At 38.9% G+C, this 21,764-nt stretch carries 18 protein-coding genes, 10 tRNA genes and 2 pseudogenes; 4 read left to right on the top strand and 26 right to left on the bottom strand.

The genetic code is table 11. The features are described from left to right. Window positions 1–7: 7 nt before the first annotated feature. The 23 genes and pseudogenes from L655_RS0110865 to L655_RS0110755 all read right to left on the bottom strand — a co-directional run bounded on the left by L655_RS0110865 (window position 8) and on the right by L655_RS0110755 (window position 16,084). Window positions 8–673 (bottom strand): hypothetical protein, encoded by a 666-nt coding sequence (locus tag L655_RS0110865; protein WP_024605043.1) that lies wholly within the window; start codon window positions 671–673, stop codon window positions 8–10. A gap of 25 nt (window positions 674–698) precedes the next feature. Beyond that, window positions 699–1,940, bottom strand: coding sequence for an integrase domain-containing protein (locus tag L655_RS0110860; RefSeq protein WP_024605042.1), 1,242 nt, complete (start codon window positions 1,938–1,940; stop codon window positions 699–701). 186 nt (window positions 1,941–2,126) lie between these two features. Next, window positions 2,127–2,216 (bottom strand) — tRNA-Ser (locus L655_RS0110855). A gap of 176 nt (window positions 2,217–2,392) precedes the next feature. Beyond that, window positions 2,393–3,433 carry a quinolinate synthase NadA gene (nadA, locus tag L655_RS0110850; protein WP_002962419.1) on the bottom strand — a complete coding sequence of 347 codons (1,041 nt, stop codon included), beginning with the start codon at window positions 3,431–3,433 and terminating at the stop codon, window positions 2,393–2,395. Window positions 3,434–3,574: 141 nt separating this feature from the next. Then, a tRNA-Lys gene (locus tag L655_RS0110845) sits at window positions 3,575–3,650 on the bottom strand. 63 nt (window positions 3,651–3,713) lie between these two features. Then, window positions 3,714–3,789, bottom strand: a tRNA-Lys gene (locus tag L655_RS0110840). 84 nt (window positions 3,790–3,873) lie between these two features. Further along, window positions 3,874–3,949, bottom strand: a tRNA-Lys gene (locus tag L655_RS0110835). Window positions 3,950–3,973: 24 nt separating this feature from the next. After that, window positions 3,974–4,049: transfer RNA gene (locus L655_RS0110830), tRNA-Lys, on the bottom strand. A gap of 83 nt (window positions 4,050–4,132) precedes the next feature. Further along, window positions 4,133–4,208, bottom strand: a tRNA-Lys gene (locus tag L655_RS0110825). Between the two features lie 85 nt (window positions 4,209–4,293). Next, window positions 4,294–4,369: transfer RNA gene (locus L655_RS0110820), tRNA-Lys, on the bottom strand. A gap of 84 nt (window positions 4,370–4,453) precedes the next feature. Beyond that, a tRNA-Lys gene (locus L655_RS0110815) sits at window positions 4,454–4,529 on the bottom strand. Between the two features lie 70 nt (window positions 4,530–4,599). Next, window positions 4,600–4,675: transfer RNA gene (locus tag L655_RS0110810), tRNA-Lys, on the bottom strand. A gap of 226 nt (window positions 4,676–4,901) precedes the next feature. Then, window positions 4,902–5,621 (bottom strand): tol-pal system protein YbgF, encoded by a 720-nt coding sequence (gene ybgF, locus L655_RS0110805; protein WP_024605041.1) that lies wholly within the window; start codon window positions 5,619–5,621, stop codon window positions 4,902–4,904. Between the two features lie 13 nt (window positions 5,622–5,634). After that, on the bottom strand, window positions 5,635–6,177 hold the full coding sequence (pal, locus tag L655_RS0110800; protein ID WP_002960636.1) for a peptidoglycan-associated lipoprotein Pal: 543 nt from the start codon (window positions 6,175–6,177) through the stop codon (window positions 5,635–5,637). A 34-nt stretch (window positions 6,178–6,211) separates the two neighbouring features. Next, entirely contained in the window at window positions 6,212–7,570 is a 1,359-nt protein-coding gene (gene tolB / locus L655_RS0110795; RefSeq protein ID WP_024605040.1) for a Tol-Pal system beta propeller repeat protein TolB, read from the bottom strand. A 9-nt stretch (window positions 7,571–7,579) separates the two neighbouring features. After that, window positions 7,580–8,507 (bottom strand): annotated as a pseudogene (gene tolA / locus L655_RS01000000125475) (cell envelope integrity protein TolA). A 4-nt stretch (window positions 8,508–8,511) separates the two neighbouring features. Further along, window positions 8,512–8,940 (bottom strand): protein TolR, encoded by a 429-nt coding sequence (gene tolR, locus L655_RS0110785; RefSeq protein WP_002960641.1) that lies wholly within the window; start codon window positions 8,938–8,940, stop codon window positions 8,512–8,514. Next, the gene (gene tolQ, locus L655_RS0110780) at window positions 8,927–9,631 is read right to left on the bottom strand and encodes a protein TolQ (RefSeq protein ID WP_002960643.1); all 705 of its coding nucleotides are present in this window, start codon (window positions 9,629–9,631) and stop codon (window positions 8,927–8,929) included. The genes tolR and tolQ overlap by 14 nt, the downstream gene beginning before the upstream one ends. A gap of 966 nt (window positions 9,632–10,597) precedes the next feature. Further along, window positions 10,598–11,597, bottom strand: a pseudogene (ruvB, locus tag L655_RS01000000125470) (Holliday junction branch migration DNA helicase RuvB). Window positions 11,598–11,604: 7 nt separating this feature from the next. Beyond that, the gene (gene ruvA, locus L655_RS0110770) at window positions 11,605–12,222 is read right to left on the bottom strand and encodes a Holliday junction branch migration protein RuvA (RefSeq protein ID WP_002960647.1); all 618 of its coding nucleotides are present in this window, start codon (window positions 12,220–12,222) and stop codon (window positions 11,605–11,607) included. Between the two features lie 2 nt (window positions 12,223–12,224). Then, window positions 12,225–12,749 carry a crossover junction endodeoxyribonuclease RuvC gene (gene ruvC / locus L655_RS0110765; protein ID WP_007378888.1) on the bottom strand — a complete coding sequence of 175 codons (525 nt, stop codon included), beginning with the start codon at window positions 12,747–12,749 and terminating at the stop codon, window positions 12,225–12,227. Between the two features lie 130 nt (window positions 12,750–12,879). Continuing rightward, entirely contained in the window at window positions 12,880–15,381 is a 2,502-nt protein-coding gene (locus tag L655_RS0110760; RefSeq protein WP_024605039.1) for an FtsX-like permease family protein, read from the bottom strand. Continuing rightward, window positions 15,371–16,084 (bottom strand): ABC transporter ATP-binding protein, encoded by a 714-nt coding sequence (locus L655_RS0110755; RefSeq protein ID WP_008137049.1) that lies wholly within the window; start codon window positions 16,082–16,084, stop codon window positions 15,371–15,373. Before L655_RS0110755 ends, L655_RS0110760 begins: the two co-directional genes overlap by 11 nt. Between L655_RS0110755 and L655_RS0110750 the strand changes: the two genes are divergently transcribed. The 4 genes from L655_RS0110750 to L655_RS0110730 all read left to right on the top strand — a co-directional run bounded on the left by L655_RS0110750 (window position 16,085) and on the right by L655_RS0110730 (window position 18,875). After that, the gene (locus tag L655_RS0110750) at window positions 16,085–16,708 is read left to right on the top strand and encodes an arylesterase (protein WP_024605038.1); all 624 of its coding nucleotides are present in this window, start codon (window positions 16,085–16,087) and stop codon (window positions 16,706–16,708) included. A 111-nt stretch (window positions 16,709–16,819) separates the two neighbouring features. Next, window positions 16,820–16,896, top strand: a tRNA-Pro gene (locus L655_RS0110745). Window positions 16,897–17,500: 604 nt separating this feature from the next. Continuing rightward, complete coding sequence (locus L655_RS1000000127975; RefSeq protein ID WP_024605036.1) at window positions 17,501–18,424, top strand: YbjQ family protein; 924 nt, start codon at window positions 17,501–17,503, stop codon at window positions 18,422–18,424. A gap of 55 nt (window positions 18,425–18,479) precedes the next feature. Then, a complete protein-coding gene (locus L655_RS0110730) occupies window positions 18,480–18,875 on the top strand; it encodes a hypothetical protein (protein WP_024605035.1) in 396 nt (131 codons plus the stop codon). A 348-nt stretch (window positions 18,876–19,223) separates the two neighbouring features. On the opposite strand, the gene L655_RS0110725 is transcribed toward L655_RS0110730, so the two are convergent. The 3 genes from L655_RS0110725 to L655_RS1000000127430 are packed head-to-tail and all read right to left on the bottom strand — an operon-like array spanning window position 19,224 to window position 21,725. Further along, a complete protein-coding gene (locus L655_RS0110725; RefSeq protein ID WP_024605034.1) occupies window positions 19,224–20,552 on the bottom strand; it encodes a VapE domain-containing protein in 1,329 nt (442 codons plus the stop codon). Then, window positions 20,549–21,574 (bottom strand): hypothetical protein, encoded by a 1,026-nt coding sequence (locus L655_RS0110720; protein ID WP_024605033.1) that lies wholly within the window; start codon window positions 21,572–21,574, stop codon window positions 20,549–20,551. Before L655_RS0110720 ends, L655_RS0110725 begins: the two co-directional genes overlap by 4 nt. Beyond that, window positions 21,567–21,725: a hypothetical protein gene (locus tag L655_RS1000000127430; RefSeq protein ID WP_158000953.1), complete on the bottom strand. Its 159-nt coding sequence runs from the start codon at window positions 21,723–21,725 to the stop codon at window positions 21,567–21,569. The genes L655_RS0110720 and L655_RS1000000127430 overlap by 8 nt, the downstream gene beginning before the upstream one ends. Window positions 21,726–21,764: the final 39 nt, after the last annotated feature.

The raw sequence follows: 21,764 nt of genomic DNA, 5'->3' as shown, positions 1-21,764 counted from the left end.
GATAGCTTTAATTTAATAACTCTTTAATCAACACAGAACCTAATTGCCGTGTATTAAATGGATTTCCGTTGCCATTTAATATTGAAACCCCTAACTCTTTAGCAATATCACGTAAGTAAGGCTTACTTGGTGTTACAAGCTCGTCATTTAAAAACACCTCTATGGTCCCGTTTTCAAGCTCTACCAATTTGTAATTATGCCATATAGCTTCTTTTACATTTAGTAATATACGTGGTTTAAATGGTGGATTTATTAACTTGCTCATTGTAATACAGCTTTTACCCGTTGCTACATCACTCATTAGTAATCTAGCTTGCTCAACTGGCAGGTCTAACAAAGTTTCAACTTGCATTTCATCTGTATTGATTCTTAAAATAATTATGCGATCGACCAAGCCTAAGGTATTAGTGTTAAAGCTAATATGGCCGCCTGTATGCATCCTACCTGTTGTTTTAACTGATATACGCTCGCCTGTGCTTGATACTACATCATACCCCGCTTGGTTAACCTCTGTTGCCATACGTCCATTCGTTATAAGTGCAGCGTAGAGCTCCCCTATTCTACCGGTTAAATGTCTTAGCTCTGTTGCAGGCACATCCCAGCTTAACTCCCTTTCTAGCCAGCTCATTGCCTCACCAAGTGATTGAATGATTTGCATTTGTGTTAAAGCCATTTTATATCCTTATTTTTATTCTCTTCTAACCAACTTTTAAAAGGTGCTTATGCCCTGTTACCGACAGTGTACCCTGAGATGCTTTGCTTATATGGTCGCTCCACCAATTCATTAGCTCTCTGCGTTTTTCTATGTATTCAGCTCTATTATAAGCAGAACGAACTTGGTTTTTATCTACATGCGCAAGTGCGGCTTCTATCACATCTGGGTTAAACTCATGCTCATTTAATGTTGTACTTCCAAGCGAACGTAAGCCATGACTTACTAACCTACCTTCAAACCCCATACGTTTTAGAGCCATATTAGCTGTTTCATTGTTGATATGATTTCTGGGGTTTCTGTCTGACGGAAAAACAAACTCTCTGTGCCCTGAAATTGGTTTTATTGCCTCCAATAACTCTAAAGCCTGTTTTGATAAAGGAATGACATGCTCTCTGCGTTTTTTCATGCGTTCAGGGGGTATAGTCCAAAGTTTATTACCAAAATCGATTTCATCCCATCGAGTACCGGCAGCTTCACCTGGGCGCGTAAGTGTATGTAACTGCCATTCAATTAAAAAACGAGTTACGCGCTTAATTGATGCTATAGCAAGTGTTTGCATTAATTCAGGCAGCTCCTCTGGTTTTAACGAAGGCATGTTTTGTTTTTGCGGCTTTTTGAAAACCTCACTAATCCCTGCAAGTGGATTAGCATTAATGTAACCACTATTAACTGCGTGTATCATGATCTTTCTTAAATACAGGCATAGCCGCTTAACTGTCTCTAAGGTTCCTTTTGCTTCTATGGGTTTTAAAATCTTAATCACTTGTGGTGCATTGATTTTACCAATGGGGTATTTGCCAATAACCGATAAAATATGCTTGTTTAACGATCGCCAAATATCTTCACCATAGTCTTTGGTTAAACTTTGTTTTTTAACCTCAAACCACTCTAAAGCGACTTTATTTAGCGTTAACTCTTCTTGTGCTCGTTTAAAAGCTAAGGTTTCGTCTCTATGTTCTTTAGGGTCAGTCCCTAGAGCAACCAACTCCCTGGCTTCTTGCGCTAGCTTTCTAGCATTAACAATTGATATATCGGGATACTTACCTAAGCCCATGTTAATACGCTTTTTTGTAATTGGATGATAGTAGTTAAAGTTCCAGAGCTTAGAACCACTCTTTCTAACTTTTACTTGTAGGCCATTACCATCAGATAAAATAAGATCTTTATCCTCTGCTTTTACTTTCTTTAGCGCTGTATCGGTAAGTTGCTTCGCTGATCTTGCCATAAAAAATGAACCCTACTCCAATTTAGTATTCTTTATTATGGCAGTTTATTAAAGGAATACCATATTAGATACTAAAGCTTTGAGCTTGGGTGAAACAGGATGGGACGATATGATACACTAAGTTGTTGATTTTACTTGATTACAGGCACAAAAAAGGACGTCCTGAGACGTCCTAATATTGAATAATGGTGGAGGGAGAGGGATTCGAACCCTCGTTAGGGATAAACCTAAACACACTTTCCAGGCGTGCGCCTTCAGCCACTCAGCCATCCCTCCACGGTGCTGCAATTGTGTAATGCAACAGCGCGCTATAGTATGAAATAGACCCTTAAGGTGCAAGGCATTTTTAAATTTGGGCCTTTAAATGCTTACTAATCAAGCAACACTTACCTATAGGCACAAAAAAACGGCTAAATCTAAGACTTAACCGTTTTTAATTTATACTTTAAAAGTTACTTAGCCATGCTCGCAGTAAACTCAAGCATGCGATTTAAGGATTTAAGAGCGCCTTCGCGTAAATCCATATCAACGAATACTTCTTTGCCTTTAGGACTTATGAGGGCTTCTTCAATCGCTTTTAAGCCATTCATTGCCATCCAAGGGCAATGTGCGCAACTTTTACATGAAGCGCCCTCACCTGCCGTAGGAGCCGCAAAAAACTCTTTATCTGGACATAGTTGCTGCATTTTATAAAAGATGCCGCGATCAGTTGCTACAATAAACTTTTTATTGTCCATTGTTTGCGCTGCTTTGATTAATTGGCTCGTAGATCCAACCGAATCGGCAAGAGCAACTATTTCTGCTGGTGACTCAGGATGAACTAAAACGCCTGCATCTGGGTGTAGCGCTTTCATGTCTTTAAGTGCTTTTGTTTTAAACTCGTCATGTACAATACATGCGCCATTCCACATAAGCATATCAGCACCGGTATTTTTTTGAATATAACTACCAAGGTGCTTATCTGGGCCCCAAATGATTTTTTCGCCTTGCTCATCGAGGTGCTCTACTATTTCAAGTGCACAGGATGAAGTTACAATCCAATCTGCACGTGCTTTAACAGCCGTAGAGGTGTTTGCATATACAACTACTTTACGATCAGGGTGCTGATCGCAAAACGCAGAGAACTCGTCTATCGGGCAACCAATATCTAACGAACATGTTGCTTCAAGCGTTGGCATAACAACCGTTTTATTTGGCGTTAAAATTTTGGCTGTTTCGCCCATAAATTTTACGCCCGCAACAATAATCATATCTGCATCGTGACGTGCGCCAAAACGCGCCATTTCTAGCGAGTCGGCAACGCAGCCGCCGGTTTCTTCAGCAAGTGCTTGAATTTCAGGATCGGTATAATAATGGGCAACAAGTACTGCATTTTTATCTTTTAGTAATTGTTTTATACGCGCTTTATATTCGCCTTGCTCGTCTTGTGTTAACGGTGCTGGCTTAGGGGGAAAAATATAACCTTCAGGCATAATAGTTTGAGCTAGACTCATGTTCTCGACCACTTATCTACAGTGCATTAATTAGGGCGAATTATACGAGAATATGAAAGCAAATAACAGCAAACTAGTAAGGCTGTTTATAAAAAATAAAGTGGGAAATTAAAAAAGAATATAAAAGAAAGTATTAGAGAGTGGTGGGTCATGATGGATTTGAACCATCGACCAATTGATTAAAAGTCAACTGCTCTACCAACTGAGCTAATGACCCGCTCTAATATAAATCTGCTTTGTAAAAAGCTTGCGTAAATCCGCCGATTAAACTGTCATAGAATGGTGGGTTATGATGGATTTGAACCATCGACCAATTGATTAAAAGTCAACTGCTCTACCAACTGAGCTAATAACCCAATCTATGCGCTTATTCAATTATGAATGAAGCTTACGTATATCCGCCGATTGATACCAAACACTATTCACAAGGAATAAAAGAATGGTGGGTCATGATGGATTTGAACCATCGACCAATTGATTAAAAGTCAACTGCTCTACCAACTGAGCTAATGACCCGCTCTTATATAACTTTTCATAGAATGGTGGGTTATGATGGATTTGAACCATCGACCAATTGATTAAAAGTCAACTGCTCTACCAACTGAGCTAATAACCCGCTCTATGCACTTATTCAATTATGAATGAAGCTTACGTAAATCCGCCGATTGATTCCAAACCGTATTCACAAGGAACAAAGAATGGTGGGTCATGATGGATTTGAACCATCGACCAATTGATTAAAAGTCAACTGCTCTACCAACTGAGCTAATGACCCGCTCTATTGTTGCATTTAAATGCAACTTACTACTTTGCGTAAATCCGCCGATTGGAACCAATCATTATTCACAAGGAATAAAGAATGGTGGGTTATGATGGATTTGAACCATCGACCAATTGATTAAAAGTCAACTGCTCTACCAACTGAGCTAATAACCCATTCCAGTTGCTAACTTATTACTAAGTTAAAGCTTACGTAAATCCGCCGATTGATGCCAAACCGTATTCACAAGGAATAAAGAATGGTGGGTCATGATGGATTTGAACCATCGACCAATTGATTAAAAGTCAACTGCTCTACCAACTGAGCTAATGACCCGCTCTGACGTTGCGTTTTATAACAACTTAGTATTGTACGTAAATCCGCCGATAAAAGACCATTCAAATAATGGTGGGTTATGATGGATTTGAACCATCGACCAATTGATTAAAAGTCAACTGCTCTACCAACTGAGCTAATAACCCGCTCTTTTTGTCGCATTTCGAGTGGGGTAACCATTCGTTTGCTGCGGGCGCTTATAATACTTATTTATAAAATGAGTGCAACCGAAATTGTCTCTTTTTTTAAGTTTTTATGTCTAGATGCACAAAATTAAACCGTTTGTGCTCAAACTACATGCAAATCCAAGATTCTTCGAGAGTTTCCATGTAGTTTGCTCGCCTTAACTAGAAATTTAATCGCTAGTGAACTTTAGTTTCCTAAACGATCAGTTGCTAGTTTTGCAGCGGTAGTACTTGGGTATTGATTGATAAGATCGCTCAATATTTTTTGTGCTTGCGCCGCTGAACCTTGATCTTGTAAAAGTGTGCCTAACTTTAGCATTGCATCTGGGCGTTTATTAGAATTTGGAAATTCGTTAACAACCACTTTAAAATGCTCCACCGCTTTTACGCCATCATTTTTAATAGTAAGCAACTGCCCTAACCAATAATGCGCGTTAGACGCATATACAGAGTTTGGATAGGTAGTTAAAAACGTTTGAAATTCAGGAATCGCTTGATCATAACGTTTATCTTTCATTATTAACGCAACAGCACGCTCGTACGCTTCATTTTCAGATAAGTCACTGCTGTAGCTCTGTGCATCGTTTGGCTGCGCCTGATCGACTACTGGAGCTGCTGTTGGCTGTGTATAAGCTTGGCTCACGCGGTTTTCAATCTCTTGATACAACTCACGCTGACGCTGCAGTACTTTTTCAAGTTTGTAGCTTTGCTCTTCAGTTACACCGCGAATTTGACTTACTTCGTCTTGTAACAAGTTAAGTTGTTGCTGTAACTCTACTTGTAAAAAGTTACGCGACTGCATCATATTCTCAAGCGACGCTAATCGCTTCTCAATACTTGATTGTGAACTTGCAGCTTCTGAAACAGGAGCGGGAGCAGCCANTGCCAAAATAATTTTCGGCTTCATAATATCTCTTATCTTAGTAAACTAGTACCGCACGGCGGTTTTTAGCGAAAGCTGATTCAGTGCGAGATTTAACCATTGGCTTCTCTTCACCGTAGCTTACCACTGACATTTGGCTAGCTGAAACACCTAAGCTTAATAGGTATTTTTCAACTGCTTGGCCACGGTGCTCACCTAGTGCAATGTTGTACTCTGGAGTACCGCGCTCATCTGCGTGGCCTTCAATTAGTACTTTAACTGATGGGTTTTGAACTAAAAACTCAGCATGTGCACGAAGTAAATCAGCGTACTTACCTTCAACAGTTGCTTTATCAAAGTCAAAGTAAATTACTTGCTCTTGACGAAGTGCTTCGTACTTTTGACGAAGTTGCTCTTCTGCTTGTTGCTCAGGAGAGATTGTAGCTACTTCAACTGTATCAGTGTTAGTTGATTGCTCAACAACGCCTTGATTTGATTGGTTTGCAGCACCTTCATCAATATCAGAAGATGAGCTACAAGCTGCTAATGTCATTACTGGCACAGCAATTAGCAGGCCTTTAAGTATTTTGTTAAGTTGCATTGAGTAGATTCCTATTTTGAGTAAACCAGTAATATTACTGTAAGTATGGCGACCAAGCTGGTGCCTTTACTTGTCCGTCTAGCACAGGTAACCGTGCTTTAAAGCGGCCGTCCATCGATACTAGCGCAAGTACCTGTTTATTATTATGGAGCGTGCTGTATATAATCATCGAACCATTTGGCGCTATGCTCGGTGATTCATCTAGGCGTGTTCTCGTTAATACTTGAAACGCACCTGTAGCCAGCTCTTTCTTAGCAAGATGGTACTGCCCGTTGGTACGGTTAACCATCACTAATTCTTTTCCATCTGGTGTTATAGAACCAGCAAGGTTCATATCACCATCAAAGGTGAGTCGTTGTGACCTACCTGTTTTTAAATTTAACTTATAAATCTGAGCATTACCACCCCTTTCAGATGTAAACACAATATCTAGGCCATTAGGGTACCAAGATGGCTCAGTATCTATGCTACGATGATTTGTTAAGCGTGTTTCTTTACGTGTAGCAAGGTCAAGCATGTAAACTTCTGTCGCACCCGTCTTATCCTTAGAAAGCACTAATAATAGCTTTTTACCATCTGGCGAAAACTGCGGTGCACCATTAATACCACGGTAGCTTGCTATTATTTCACGCTTACCTGTGTATATATCTTGAATGTAAATTTGGCTTTGACGGTTTTCAAACGTTACATACGCTAGTTTAGTACCATTTGGTGACCATGCTGGCGACATTAATGGTTCTTTTGAACGAAGTAATACCTGTTCGTTAAAACCATCGTAATCGGCAACGACTAGCTGATAAGGTTTAGGCTCGTTATCACGTACTATTACATAAGCAATTTTAGTCAAAAATGCGCCTTTCTCACCAGTCAGTTTTTCATATATAACGTCACTGATTCGATGAGAGTAACGGCGAAAACCGCTTTCACCAATAACACTTTCGCGCGCTTCTAAAATATGATCTTGGCTTTTGATTAACTTACCATTACTCATCATTTGTGTGTTGCCACCAGTAATTTGGCCACGAATCACGTCAACTAACTCATAACGCACTAAGTAACGCCCATCAGTTTGCTGCTCAACTTCGCCCACTAATACAGCCTCCACACCTTTATTAACCCAAGATGCGTAATCAATTTCGCTATCTTTGGTCGGCTGTTGTGGCATTTGCGCTACATCAACAGGTTTAAACTTACCACTGCGCATTAAGTCGGCAGCAATAACACTGCTTAATTTTTCAGGGATTGGACCAACACCTTGGTATTTAAAAGGCACTATAGCAATAGGCCTTGCACCATCTACACCCTCAGTTATTACAATTTCAAGCGCTGCATTAGCAACACCCACAAACCCAAACAGTAAAACTAAACAGGCTATTTTTATTTTGTTGAACATATCATTCCTTTAAAACTCTGGCTTGATTGTTAAATTAATATTCTTAAGTTGTTCGAATACGTCTTTATCTTTAGATACCGGTAATGTGTCAGCCATGCGCACTGCTCTTAATGCAGCTTCACACACTAACTTATCGCCACCTAATGATTTAACTTGCGTTACTAAACCATTAAAGCCTAAACGAATATTGACTCGGCACTGTTGGTTTTTCATTTTTTCATCAATCAATAAGTTTTGTTGAATACGCGCCATAATTAATGCACGGTACTTATCAACTTCGCTCACCACTTGTTGCTGACGTATTTTACTACGGGCAGCCTGCTCTTTTGCAAGTTGCTCTTGTAGCATTTGCTCTTGCATCGCTTGCTGGCGTTTACGTTCTGCCTCGGCTGCACGCTCTTTTGCCTCGATTTCACGTTTTTTACGTTCAGCTTCTGCTTTTTTAAGTGCGTCTTCTTCGGTTTTACGTTTATCAGCAGCAGCTTTAGCTGCACTTTCAGCTTCTTGCTTTTGTTTTTCAGCTTGCTTAGCTTTAGCGCGCTCTTTTTGCTCAATAGCACGTGCTTTTTTAGCTTGTGCTTGAGCCTCGGCTGTTTCTTTTTCTTTAGCTTTGCGTTCTTGCTCTAGCTTTTTAATATGCCTAGATTCAGATTCGCGTTGCTCACGTGCATTTGCCGCCCTGCGTTCTAAATCACGAATACGTTTGTCTTCAGCACTTTTTTTATCTTTTTCTTTCTTTTGAAGCTCAGCAATTTTTTGCTCAACTTGCTTTTGATCAACTGTAACAGCCGNNNNCCGCATTATCTGGGGTGGGTATAGCCGAATTAAGCGTTACTTCCATTACCTTAGGCGCAGGTGGGTGAATGTTTGCAGACGCATACAAAAAACCACCTATGCCTAAATGAAGTACTATCGATTTTACTACTGAACTATTCATACAGCTACTTCCCCTCAAAGGATTCAGTCATTAATCCTACTGATGGTACGCCTGCATTTTTCAAAAAATCCATTAGTAATAATACTTCTTGATACGACACCTTACCAGAACCTTTAATCATTACTGGTACGTCAGGGTTTTTCATTAATTGTAATTTTATAACCGCAGCAACATCAAGTGCTTCCATAGGCTCTTCAGGATCAGTACCTACACTCACGTAATATTTACCTTGTGCATCTATTGAAGCAATAATAGGCGGAGTATCTTTAGTATCAACTAAATCAGACTCTTCCATTTTAGGTAAATCAACTTTTACACCATGCGTAATAAGCGGTGCTGTAGCCATAAATATTATAAGTAGTACCAACATTACATCAATGTAAGGTACTACATTAATCTCTGCGACCGGACGGCGCTTTTTACGCTGATACATTCGCTTGTGCCTCTATTTGTGTAGCTGCTTGACGGTGTAAAATATTAGCAAACTCTTCCATAAAGTTAATATAGTGAGACTCAAGCTTTTCAACACTGTTTGAAAAACGGTTATAAGCAATAACAGCAGGGATCGCCGCAAATAAACCCATAGCAGTCGCAATAAGTGCCTCTGCAATACCTGGTGCTACCATTTGTAATGTAGCTTGCTTAACTTCACCTAGTGCAATAAAGGCATTCATTATACCCCACACTGTACCAAACAAACCGATGTACGGACTTATAGAACCTACTGTTGCTAAAAACGATAGACTAGATTCCATTTTTTCAATTTCACGAGAAAGCGCAACACGCATAGAGCGGTGCGTTCCTTCCATAACAATACTCGCACTTTGAAATGTATTCTTTTTATGGCGAGCAAACTCTTTAAAGCCCGAAGTAAACAAAGCTTCAATGCCTTGAGACTGACCGCTGCGTGACGATATCTCGTTATATAATTTGCTTAAATCAATACCCGACCAAAACTTTTGCTCAAATTTCTTAGCATTTATTAGCGCATCCGATATTGCTTTTTTACGTTGAAATATAATTGTCCACGACATTACAGACATGGCAACTAGCCCTAACATTACTAATTGAACAAGCAAACTTGCTTCTAAAATTAGATCTAAAAAATTAAGCCCTGATCCCACGTTAAACTCCTAAATAATTTCAAAATACTGCAAATTGGTTAATTTGTGTAAATATGACCGCTTACACGGCCAAAAGTTGCATCTAGTGTATCTAGTCCATTTCAAGCTGACAACGGTATTGCTATGAATAGGCAACAAAAAACGTTAAAAAACAGCTTTAGTTGGCATTTCCCTTTGCCTCAGTATTTTATTTAAACTTTTAAACAAACTCGCTAACTGTAAATATGCGTAAATATATACATGAAACGTCTTAAAATGCGCCGTTTATTCAAAATAAGAGCATAAACACTCAAAACCTATAAGCCTCACCTGTACGTAATAGTAAAACTAATACCGAGCTATAACGAAATAAATTACTTAAGTTATAAATTTCATAAACTTATAAATTTAACGATTCATTAACGCACAAGATTCAAACAACAATAAAATTCACTAAATTAGTTTTTCTAATCTGAAAATACAAATTTTCTAGTTTGAACAAAAAAGTAAACTTACGTATTATTCTCCCATACCGAGCTAGCGCACTGAATGAGATAGTTTCATTAAGCCAAGTTCTTAGTAATAGGATATTTTATCGTATTACATTGTTTTACTCTTTGTGGATAAAACCAAATTTAGTAAAACGTAGTTCCCCTGGATTACTTCCTTCAACTTGTTGTTTGCCCGCATTTTTTGCGGGCTTTTTTTTGCCTGCAATTTAGTGCGCTACATATTTTACTTATAAACTAATAATTGCCCTACCTAATTTACAATAAGTAATTCCTTACTAGTTTGAATGGTACGCAGGATAGCTTCGCGAGTCTTAACGCCCTGTGAATTAACAGTTAACTATAAAGCGTATTAGTATTTTGGAATAACATTTGCAACAGAGTGTTGAGGTTTTGAGTATAATAACTTGATACAAAGGGATACTGAGACAATTACCTGCTGCGCAATAAACCACAGCAAGTAATGTATATGATGAGGCTAATCTTTTTTAGGAAGTAAACCAAAGTGATAGTATGCACTGTCAGACACTATGCGCCCACGTGGTGTACGCTGAATAAATCCTTGTTGGATCAAAAATGGTTCTATCACATCTTCTATTGTTTCGCGCTCTTCGCCAATAGCAGCCGCTACATNCTACAGGACCGCCCATAAATTTTTCGATTATGGCGAGTAAATACTTGCGGTCCATATAATCAAAACCACTTTTGTCTACGTCAATCATATCAAGGGCTTGCTTAGCTACATCGGCGTTTACTGTGCCGTCAGATTTTACTTGAGTGTAATCGCGTACACGGCGCAATAAGCGGTTTGCAATACGCGGTGTGCCGCGCGAGCGCTGAGCAATTTCGGTAGCGCCATCATCACACATCTCTAAATCAAGGTAATGTGCAGAGCGCCCTACTATGTGCGATAAATCTTCTACAGAATAAAACTCTAATCGCTGCACAATTCCAAAACGGTCACGCAGTGGCGATGTAAGAGAGCCTGCTCGTGTGGTTGCACCAATAAGTGTAAATGCAGGTAAGTCTAATTTAATAGAACGCGCAGCTGGGCCTTCACCAATCATTATATCAAGCTGGTAGTCTTCCATTGCCGGATAGAGTATTTCTTCAACTTGTGGGCTTAATCTGTGTATTTCATCAATAAACAGTACATCGCCTTCTTCTAAATTGGTAAGTAGTGCGGCTAAATCGCCTGCTTTTTCAAGTACAGGGCCTGATGTTGTTTTAATACTTACGTGTAATTCATTGGCTACAATATTTGCAAGCGTGGTTTTACCAAGCCCAGGTGGGCCAAATATTAATAAATGATCGAGCGCTTCACCACGGGTTCGGGCAGCTTCAATAAAAATTTCCATTTGCTGCTTAACATGAGGCTGGCCTCTATAGTCGGCTAAAAGTTTTGGTCTTATTGCACGATCTATAGAGTCTTCATTTGTTTTTTCAGTCGCATCAATTAAGCGATCCGCTTCAATCATGGGTTACTCACAACATAGATTTTAAAGATTCTCTAATAAGAACCTCAGTAGACATATCGGGTTTACTTATCGATTTTACTGCTTTTTGAGCTTGTGGCAATTTATAACCTAATGCAAGCAGTGCCGATACGGCATCATCCGCTGCATTATTAGCAATTGTCGCATCGCTCATTGGCTCTATTACTGCGCTGTCGCTAAATGGCGTAAATAAATCATTACCCCAATCTTTTAGCCTGTCTTTCATTTCGAGTACTAAACGCTCGGCTGTTTTTTTACCTACACCGGGTAATTTAACAAGCGATGTTGAGTCTTCGTTATTTACACAACTTACAAATTGTTTTGCTGACATGCCCGATAAAATAGCTAAGCCAAGTTTTGGCCCTACGCCATTTGCTTTTAATAGCTCTCTAAACAAGGCACGTTCAACTTTATTGTTAAAACCAAACAATAGTTGAGCATCTTCACGCACTACAAAGTGAGTGTAAACAATCGCATTTTCACCAATTTTTGGTAAATCGTAAAAACAGGTCATTGGCATTTGTACTTCGTAACCTACACCACTTACTTCGAGTAATATTTCTGGTGGTTGTTTTTCGACTAAAATACCATTTAAGCGGCCTATCATAGTTATTTCCTTAAACGTCCTCTAACGGTTTTGCTTGCGCTGCCCGCTAGTTTAATTAAATTTTGTTCTGAATGGGCGTGGCAAATCGCAATAGCGAGTGCATCCGCTGCATCGGCCTGTGGCGTACCGGGTAGTTTTAAAATATTTTTTACCATGTGCTGCACTTGTGTTTTATCTGCGCCACCGTTACCCACTACTGCTTGCTTAATTTGCCTAGCTGAGTATTCAAATACGGGTAAGTCGGCCATCGCAGCGCCAACAATCGCAGCGCCTCTAGCTTGACCTAGTTTTAAAGCTGAATCGGGGTTGTGCGCCATAAATACTTTTTCAATGGCAAAAGTTTCTGGCGAAAACTGCTCAATAAGCTGTGTAATGCCTTGGTAGATCATTTTAAGCCTAATCGGAAAAGGATGATCGGCTAGCTTAATACAGCCACTGCCTAAGTATGTAAATTTAGAACCTTGATGGGCAACAACACCATATCCGGTCAAACGTGAACCAGGATCGATCCCTAAAATGATGGCCAAACAGCGCTCCATTGTTATTATTTTTAAATTACGCCAATAATGCCAGAGCACTGTATAAATTACCAGTACAAAGAAAAACAAAAATGCCCACGTACTAGGTGGGCATTTACAGGAGCATGTTAGTTTAAGCTTACCCTAGGGCACGCACTAATCCTTGGGTGTTTTGTTTAAGTTTTCGGGCAATCATTAAATAACCTAAACCTGCCACAAATACGCCGCCAGCTACCGGCCCAATAATCCATATATGTGGGTGTAACTTACCTGCTAAATCAAACATTTGTTGCTGCACAATTAAAAGCGCTATATCACTAAAAAATGCGGCAACTAAGCCAGCTAAACCGCCTAGTAATAAAAACTCATACAGGGTCGCGTTTTTAATTAATCGGCTTTTAGCGCCAAGCGTTCTAAGTATTACAATTTCTTGCATACGCTCACCTAGACTAGCTTGCACTTGCGATATAAGTACAAGCGCGCCACACAGCACAACAATTGCAAGTACAAAGCCAATGGCGAGCGATACTTGCGAAATAGTTGTTTGTATTTGCTTAACAAAGTTATCAATATCAATCGCTGTAATAGTAGGGTAAGTACGTAATAACTGGCTAAAGTCACGTTTTTGATCTGGATTTATACGTACCGACGAAATATACGTCGCCGGAAAATCTGCAAGTACATCAGGACTTAAAATAATAAAAAAGTTAGGTTTAAGCGTGGCCCAATTTACTTTGCGCACACTGGTGATTTTAGCGTCGAACGACTGCGAACCAATTAAAAATGTAAGCGTATCGCCTATCTCAACATCTAAACGCTCAAGCATCGACTCTTCTACTGAGGCTTCAGCCATCGCATTTTCACCAAACCACGTGCCTTGTGTTACTTCATTTTGATCAGGCACATTTTTAAGCCATGTTAGATTTAGCTCACGACCAATACCTGCACGTGCTTCTTCGTCTTTTTTCTCGTTGTCTTGCAGCGATACAGAACGTGCTACCAACTCGCCGTTCACCGCATTTACGCGCCCACGAATAGTTGGATAAAACTCTGATACCTGAATGTCTTTTTGAGCTAAATATTCATTAATTGGCTCAAGCTCATTTTGCGTAATATTAACTAAAAACGCATTAGGCGCGTCGCTTGGAAGTTGCGACTGCCAATCAGATATCATGTCGTTTTTAAGTACCACTAAAAACAGCAGTAATTTAATCGCTAACGAAAAACTAATTAACTGTACCGCGTTCACATTGGCACGCTTTTGAATAGATGCAATTGCAAGCGACCAACTATTACCTGGCTTTAATCCTAGTTTTCGACCACCACCAAATATTAATTTAGATACTAAAAACAGCACACCAATTAGCGCAAGTGTTGATATAAACAAAATAAGCGTTATTTTTATGTTGTTACTAAATAACCACATTAATAAAAACACGGTTAGCGCACTCATACCTAAATGCACACGACTTACTGCCAACTTGTCGCCTAAGTTACGACGCAGTACTCTAAGCGGTGGAATATCAAATAAATCAAATAACGGTTTAATAGAAAACATAACAGCACAAATTACGCCAGTGCTTATAGCCACCAGCCAAGGTTTAAAGCCACCCAAGGGTAACTCTGTGCCCATACTTTTTGATAAGTAACTTGTTGCTATTTCTTGCAAGCCATAACCAATTAACAGCCCTATACTTACCGCCATTGCACATACAAGCAATAAATGAAGCATGTATATTTTGCGGATCATTGAGCGGCTACCACCTAACGTTTTCATCATCGCTACTGGGTCGTATTGGCGTTCACAATAACGTTTTGCTGAAACAGCTATAGCCACTGCAGCCAAAATAATACCTAGTAAACCAGCAAGTAATAAAAAACTCTCAGCGCGGTTTAAGCTGTTTGAAATGGGTGATTGGCGGTCTTTAACGCCATACCATTGTTGGTTTTCTTTCATTTGTGGTTTAAGCCACTCGTAAAAGCTATTTATATCGGCCTCACTACCTGCATAAAGTTGGCGATAATAAACACGACTACCCGGCTGCACAACTTCAGTTTTTGCCACATCGTCAATATTAATAAGCACACGACGGCTACTTGAAAATACATTAAATGGCGCGTCAGGCTCTTCTACAATAACTTTTGAAACATTAAATAATGCCGCGCCAAGCTCTACTTGCGCGCCTATATCAATATTTAAACTGTAAAATACCGATTCACTTAGCCACACATTACCCGGCGTTGGCCCGCTATTAGCAACTTTAGTTTCACCGGTTAGTGTATCTTTAACTTTTAACTGCCCTTTTAGCGGGTACGCATTAGATGCCGCTTTTACTGAGCTAAACTGCATTTCATCATCGGCAAACAACATAGTGTCGAAATACACCATTTGCGCCGTTTTTAAATTTTGGCTCTGTGCTTGAGTAATAAAAGCGGTGTCCAGAACATGGTCGCTTGCAAGTACACGGTCTGCTGCAATAAAAGCACTGCTTTTTTGCGCAATACTTTGCCCTATTCGCTCAGTAACCATCGACAGTGTAAGCACGGTTAAAACAGCAAGGGCGATAGCTGCGCTTATAACCGTGAGCTCACCACGGCGAAATTCTCGTGAAAATAATTTAAGCGCTAACTTAACCCACATTAGCAACGTCCTCTACTTGGCTTTTTACCAGTAAACCCGCTTCTATTTGAATAATGTGCTCACATTTTTGTGCAAGCCCTTCATCATGAGTTACTAAAATAAGCGTAGTGCCGTGTTGCGTGTTTAAATCAAATAATAAGGATTCAATCATTTTACCGTTTTTGCTGTCTAAATTAGCCGAAGGCTCATCAGCAAATAGTATTTTAGGTGTACCAATAAATGCTCGCGCAATAGCAACACGTTGCTGTTCACCGCCAGAGAGTTGCGACGGATAATGATCAATTCGATGGCTCAAGCCTACTTTTTCAAGCAAAGCAATTGCTTGCTCTTTTGCATCACTTTCACCAGCGAGCTCTGCTGGCAGCATAACGTTTTCAAGTGCTGTTAAGCTTTGTACTAACATAAACGATTGAAACACAAATCCAATTTTAGCCGCGCGCAGTGCAGCACGCTCTTCTTCATCTAAATTGTGTAATGGCTCGCCATCTAAAAATATTTCGCCGCTGCTTGCGGTATCCAGCCCCGCTAATAAACTGAGTAACGTTGATTTACCAGAGCCCGATGTGCCAACTATAGCAACAGACTCGCCATGCTTGACATTAAAGCTGATGTCGCTGAGGATGGGCAGCTCACCTTCAAAGGTAGAGACTACTTTAGACAAACCATTAACCTGAATTATATTTAATTGAGAAAGCGCTGACATATGACTCATTCAATCCTTCGTTTAGTATTCATTTTATTTTTAGTTATCAAACCGCTGAGCGCAGCAGCCGACAACACGATTTTAATACTCGGTGACAGTTTAAGCGCAGCCTACGGACTTCAACAAGAAGAAGGCTGGGTAAAATTGTTACAAGATAAATACGATGACGAACAAGCCGACATTGAACTTATCAACGCCAGTATTAGTGGCGAAACATCTGGTGGAGCCCTACGCCGTTTAGATGCATTGCTTGAGCAATACGAACCCACTCATGTACTTATTGAGCTAGGTGCTAATGACGGTTTACGTGGTTTCCCAGTTAAAAAAATGCAAACTAACTTAACGTCTCTTATTCAAAAAAGCCAAGCAGCTAATGCGATGACCGCCTTAATGGAGGTTTACATTCCCCCTAATTACGGCCCGCGTTACAGTAAAATGTTTACTGACACTTTTTCGCGCGTTAGCGAAGAGACAAATGCGCATTTAATGAACTTTTTTATGCTAAACATTGCCGGCCAACCTGAATTAATGCAAAACGATAGTTTACACCCTAACAAAAAAGCTCAGTTATTAATACGCGATGAGATGTATGACTCGATCAAAAAGTGGTTAAATAAAGACTAGCCAATTAATACACCGCAAGAGTGCCTTTTTAGGTCTCTTGCATAATAAACACCCAAACAAACAATCGCTTATTGATTTTTAAAAAAATACACGTACTATTGCATACAACGTCGGTATGTGGCGCAGCTTGGTAGCGCACTGTCATGGGGTGGCAGGGGTCGAGAGTTCGAATCTCTCCATACCGACCATTTAATTCAATATCTTACCTCAACTTATAAATCTCTCGTTAAAACCTAAACTGCTCCGTGTAGCCAATCTGTAGCCACTCTTTTCTTTTTTATAGTCGGGAATTAAAAAATTTATCTCTTTAATCGTTCGCGCGTACTGGTTGCGAATCTTCCTTTTACGGTGTCTGAAAATACCCTAGAGAAATCTAGCTAATTTGTTATGTTGTTCTAAGCTATTTCTTAGCCCCCATACGCCAGAGAAGCCGTTTCTTTGTAGATACCTGAATAAGCTTTTACTAGTCCAAGTATTACCCCAGCTTGTCTTAATGCCTTTATTATTAAGGTAATTGACTAAAACACGATAACTAGGGTTTTTGTATCGACTGGATTGGTTTATCAACTCCACCAGCGTTATAAAAATTAGCTTATCGTTATTAATTTTATGTGATGTATTCATATATCCCCCAATATGAGTTCTTATTATACCCTTTCTTAGCTTAGTATCATGCGGATATGACCTACTAAAAAGTACATTAAATATCGCTTTATAATATTAAATTTAAATAGCTTGAATTTGCCTCGTTCTTTTGTAATTCTAAAATAATTACAACTACTAAGGACGGTTATGTTTCTATCAGACAACCAACAATCATCTTCTTCAAATACAAAAACAGAATGGACATTAAACGACAAAGGCCTGACGAATAATTTTACAGAAATAACTTATGATATTGACAGCCTAAGCTTTTCACTAAAAAAGGATGGGTATAAAGGGGTTGCATCAATCTTTTATAAGGATAAATTTCTTTGTAATCTATCAACTTTATTTAGTCAATCTGGGATCTATAAAAAGCACGGTATTAAAGAAAGTATAATAATAACCAATAATATTGAGGATAAGCTGACAGATGTACACAATAACGAAATCACTCTGACAAGCACATTACTCAACTTTAATTCAAAAGAATATGGTATTGCAGGCTTGCGAACGGTTAAAGGTACTTCATCATATGACGTTCTGTTTTATGGGAAACACTTAACTGATGTGTCAGAAGCAACAGCTCAAAAATTAGAGAGCACAAAAGACATATACTTAAAGCGTAAGTTGTCTACTTTCCATGAAAAAATGAAAGACAAAAAAACAGTTAGCGAAATCGTAAAAATAAAAGAGAGTCTCACTGCAAAAAATTATAAAATAATTCGAAGCCCGAACGAAGTTATACTCACCACTGAAACAACATCAAATTTAAAAGTGCTTAAAAGATTGGACGTTATAACGGCCGAGTGTGCCTATGGTATGAATATATTTAAAGACCTATTTGCGAGCATAAGTGATATTTTTGGCGGCAGAAATAAAAGTATTCAAAATACATTGAAAGACGCTCGTAAAAACGTTTTAGCTGAATTGCAAAAAGAAGCCTTTTCTTTAGGTGCTAATGCTGTAGTAGGTATAGACTTAGATTACAGTGAAATATCTGGCGGTGGTAAGTTTGGCATGCTGTTTATTGTTGCATCGGGTACTGCGGTGATTATTGAAGATATAGACTAACTATATTTGTATGTTCTATTATATTTAAATAAAAATATCAAACAAGGAAGTTAAAATGTACCTCAAGTTTATTAGCATAAGTACACTACTTTTTTCAGCAAGCTCTCTCGCAAAACCTGTATACCTTGAATGCGAAATTATAGCTGATAAAGAAAAACAAAACTTCACTGTCAAAGTTGATGAAGATCTAGGAAAAGTAACTCACACATTTTCTGTTGGTTACGCATTCAAGTCTGAAGCATTCTTTACCCCTGATAAAATCTCTTATCGTGAATCAAAAACAAGTTATGGTGTAAAAATAGTTCGTATCTTTGATATAAGTAGAGTAAACCTTAATGTAACGCAAACATCTCAAATTTCTTCAGCTAAATTTCCTGATGAAGTACCTGTTAAAACTTTGGTTAGCAATGGTCAATGTAATTTAGTAGATGTTGAAGGGCGTAAGTTTTAATCCTTACTCCTTCGTGCTGTTATGTAAATCACTTAACTTATTGGGTAAAAAATAAAAACCTAACAACTACTAAATAACTGATTATTAATAACTAAAGCATATTTAGGTTAAGTGTTAGGTAAAAACGCTAACTTTATAATATTAGCCTTTTCTATACTCGGTAGTCCTTATTTCTTTTACTGACTACCACGTATTTAATCAGCTATTTTGATTATTTATAGAAAGTTACTTAACTACCTAACTAGAAACAAGTAAAGCCCTTGTTAATAAAGGGCTTTAGCGGGGTTAGGTAAATTTTAAGAGCTTAACTTTACTCAACTAACCTAACAGTTAATATAGAAGAAACGGCTAGTAAATGCTTAATTTATAGCGTGTTTGATTCCCCCCTGCTTTTTTGGCTTGTAAATAGCCATCGCGGCTTAACTGCTTTAGCGCTTTACCGACAACACCGCTTGTATAAGAGTTAAGTTTTTTATCTTCATAAATTAACTCACCAGCGGCAAACCAACCATTTATACACTGCGGCCTGTCTATTTCGTTTGCAAAATCTATCTTGCTGGCTGGTGCTATATAATTGTCGTATATGTAACTATACGCAAAGCCCTTATCTTGGTAGCTGTCATTAAACTTGGCTATTTGCTGTAAATCTTCGTCTTTTAGCATCCAGCCATAACCACTTAAATAGAGGTGTTTTACTTCAAACCAAAACTGTTTAAGTTGTGACTCATCAACCTGTTTTAATGAGCCTGTACCGTCATAGTGCCAGCCTAGTAATTCGTTTAGCTCATCCATGTTAGCGGCTTGTTCCATTTCAATAACAGCAAAGCGGCTTGAGCCTGTTTCATCCTTTAAAAACTCGCTACCGTTAACCGTGGCAATAAAATGTGTTTGCCTTGGTTTTTTAATATCGAGCCTTGCATAAGGTGGGCGAACCGTATCAACCTTATTAGTGATAAACGCTTTCAAACTTCCTTGTGAGTTTTTACTGGTGCGTTCAAGTTCGCCCAGCTCAACAATAAATGAGCGAATACACGACAACACACTGTCTTTATCATCGGGGTTTAAAGCTGCCCCTTCTAAAAACGCATGTGGGATAATCTCAGCAAAGCGAGAAACAAATGCTGTTTTTCTGAAAGATTGATCTCCTTGTAATACTGGTACAAGTTTACTATTAAAATTACTCTCATAAAGAGAAGCCACACAGCCCACCAGCCAGTGCTTTAATATGGTATCGGCTAACGCTTCATGTTTAGCATTTAAACAGCTAATAACCGCACTTACGCGCTCTTTACCGTCCCATTTCTCACCATCTAAGTATAGTTTTATAGGGTGGTATTTAGTTTGCTCACATAATGCAACTAAATGTGTGTTAATTGCCTTTTCAGGTAAACCATAAATATTTGCAGCTGATATAAGTTTACTGTTAATGCTGTCGTACGAGTCGGCTATTAAGCTACCAAAAATATCGCACACCTCATTATTAAAGGTCATCATATTTAACCTAAAATCTAAGCTACAAAAATTAGCTAGATCAGCGAGGTTTTGATTAGTATTTAGTACTCTTACATTGCCTTTATTATCCTCTTTTAAATCGGTAAAGCGTGGCCTATCTAGTACCGTATTTTGAGGCAACTCTATTTCGTAGCTTTTATGCGGGGCTGGTATAGCTATACTCATAATTTAGCCCCCATAAACAACGTTTGAGTGCGTTGGTTTTGCTTATGAATTTTGTACTCTTTTAAGTTGTGTTTGTGCAACTCAGAAAAGTAAGTTTCAGCCACCAGCTTTAATGCTCGTTTATAATCGCCTTGATAGGAACGTATCACCATAAAATCAAACTTATCTATACATAAGCCATTAGCGCAGGGGTCATTTTCATGGTGCGAATAGTACCGCTCTTTTCCATCAGTATTACTTGTTAGTATGTAAACACCTGCCTGTTTGCTGGTGGACTCTGGCGGTAAATACGCCTTAACTTGTGCTTTGTAACCGTATTGAATAAGTAACTCATGCCATGAGTAAGCGCTGTTAACAGCATCGATAATAGATACCTGCTTACCTATTAACTGAGTTTGATAACTTGGCTTAACAGGTAGGCTAGTAGCCTTTTCTAATTCCTGGTTTTGCTCTGCTTCTAAAGCTTGTGCGTCTTTGTAAAGCTGAGAGCTTTCAACATCAAGCGCCCTACCTGCTGCAATTTTAAATTGGTAACTATCGCCTTTTAAGCGGACAGGTAAATACATTATTTGCTGCGGGCGTTTGGCGCAATCATCTGCCATGAACACATAGCTTAAATAGCTTTCCATTGCCGCCCACACCTCATAAGTAATAGAAGCGGCTAGTTCTATATAAACTCTATACCGATTTGTTGTGGTCTGTTGCTGGTGGCTTGCTGTTGTATGGATTATGTATGACTCAATACACATACTTTCTAGCATGTCGGCAATAGTCGCTAACTCTAGGTTAGTATCGTCTAAATCAAGCCTAAGTAGCGTAAAGTTATCATGTAAGAGAATTGACTCTTTTGTTTTATTGGGCGCATCGGTAGCCGCTATAACTGCCGATTTAGCCTTCGCTTCTTTCGGCGTTATTGCATCTAAGTTTTTAGGGCTTTCAATTTTGAGTGTTAGCTCATGCCAATTTATATAAGTAAAATCAGCGGTAACATTGTGACTTTTAGCATGTAAAAAATTAAGCATGACAATTACCTCGTTTTGAAATAGCAGCATTAGTTAATGAGTTTGTATTTATGTAATGGCTGAGCAATTGCTGTTCATTTCGAGTATAATTAAACACGCAACCTGTTGATTTAATCAGCCCTTTAATAAGGGCTTTTTTATTTGTGTTCATAAAGCCCCCGACTTAAACCCACAGTCTATAAAATGTACT

It is taken from the genome of Pseudoalteromonas sp. TAE79, from assembly GCF_000498015.1.
In the GTDB taxonomy this organism is placed as follows: domain Bacteria; phylum Pseudomonadota; class Gammaproteobacteria; order Enterobacterales; family Alteromonadaceae; genus Pseudoalteromonas.
This window is presented reverse-complemented; position numbering and strand designations above follow the sequence as displayed.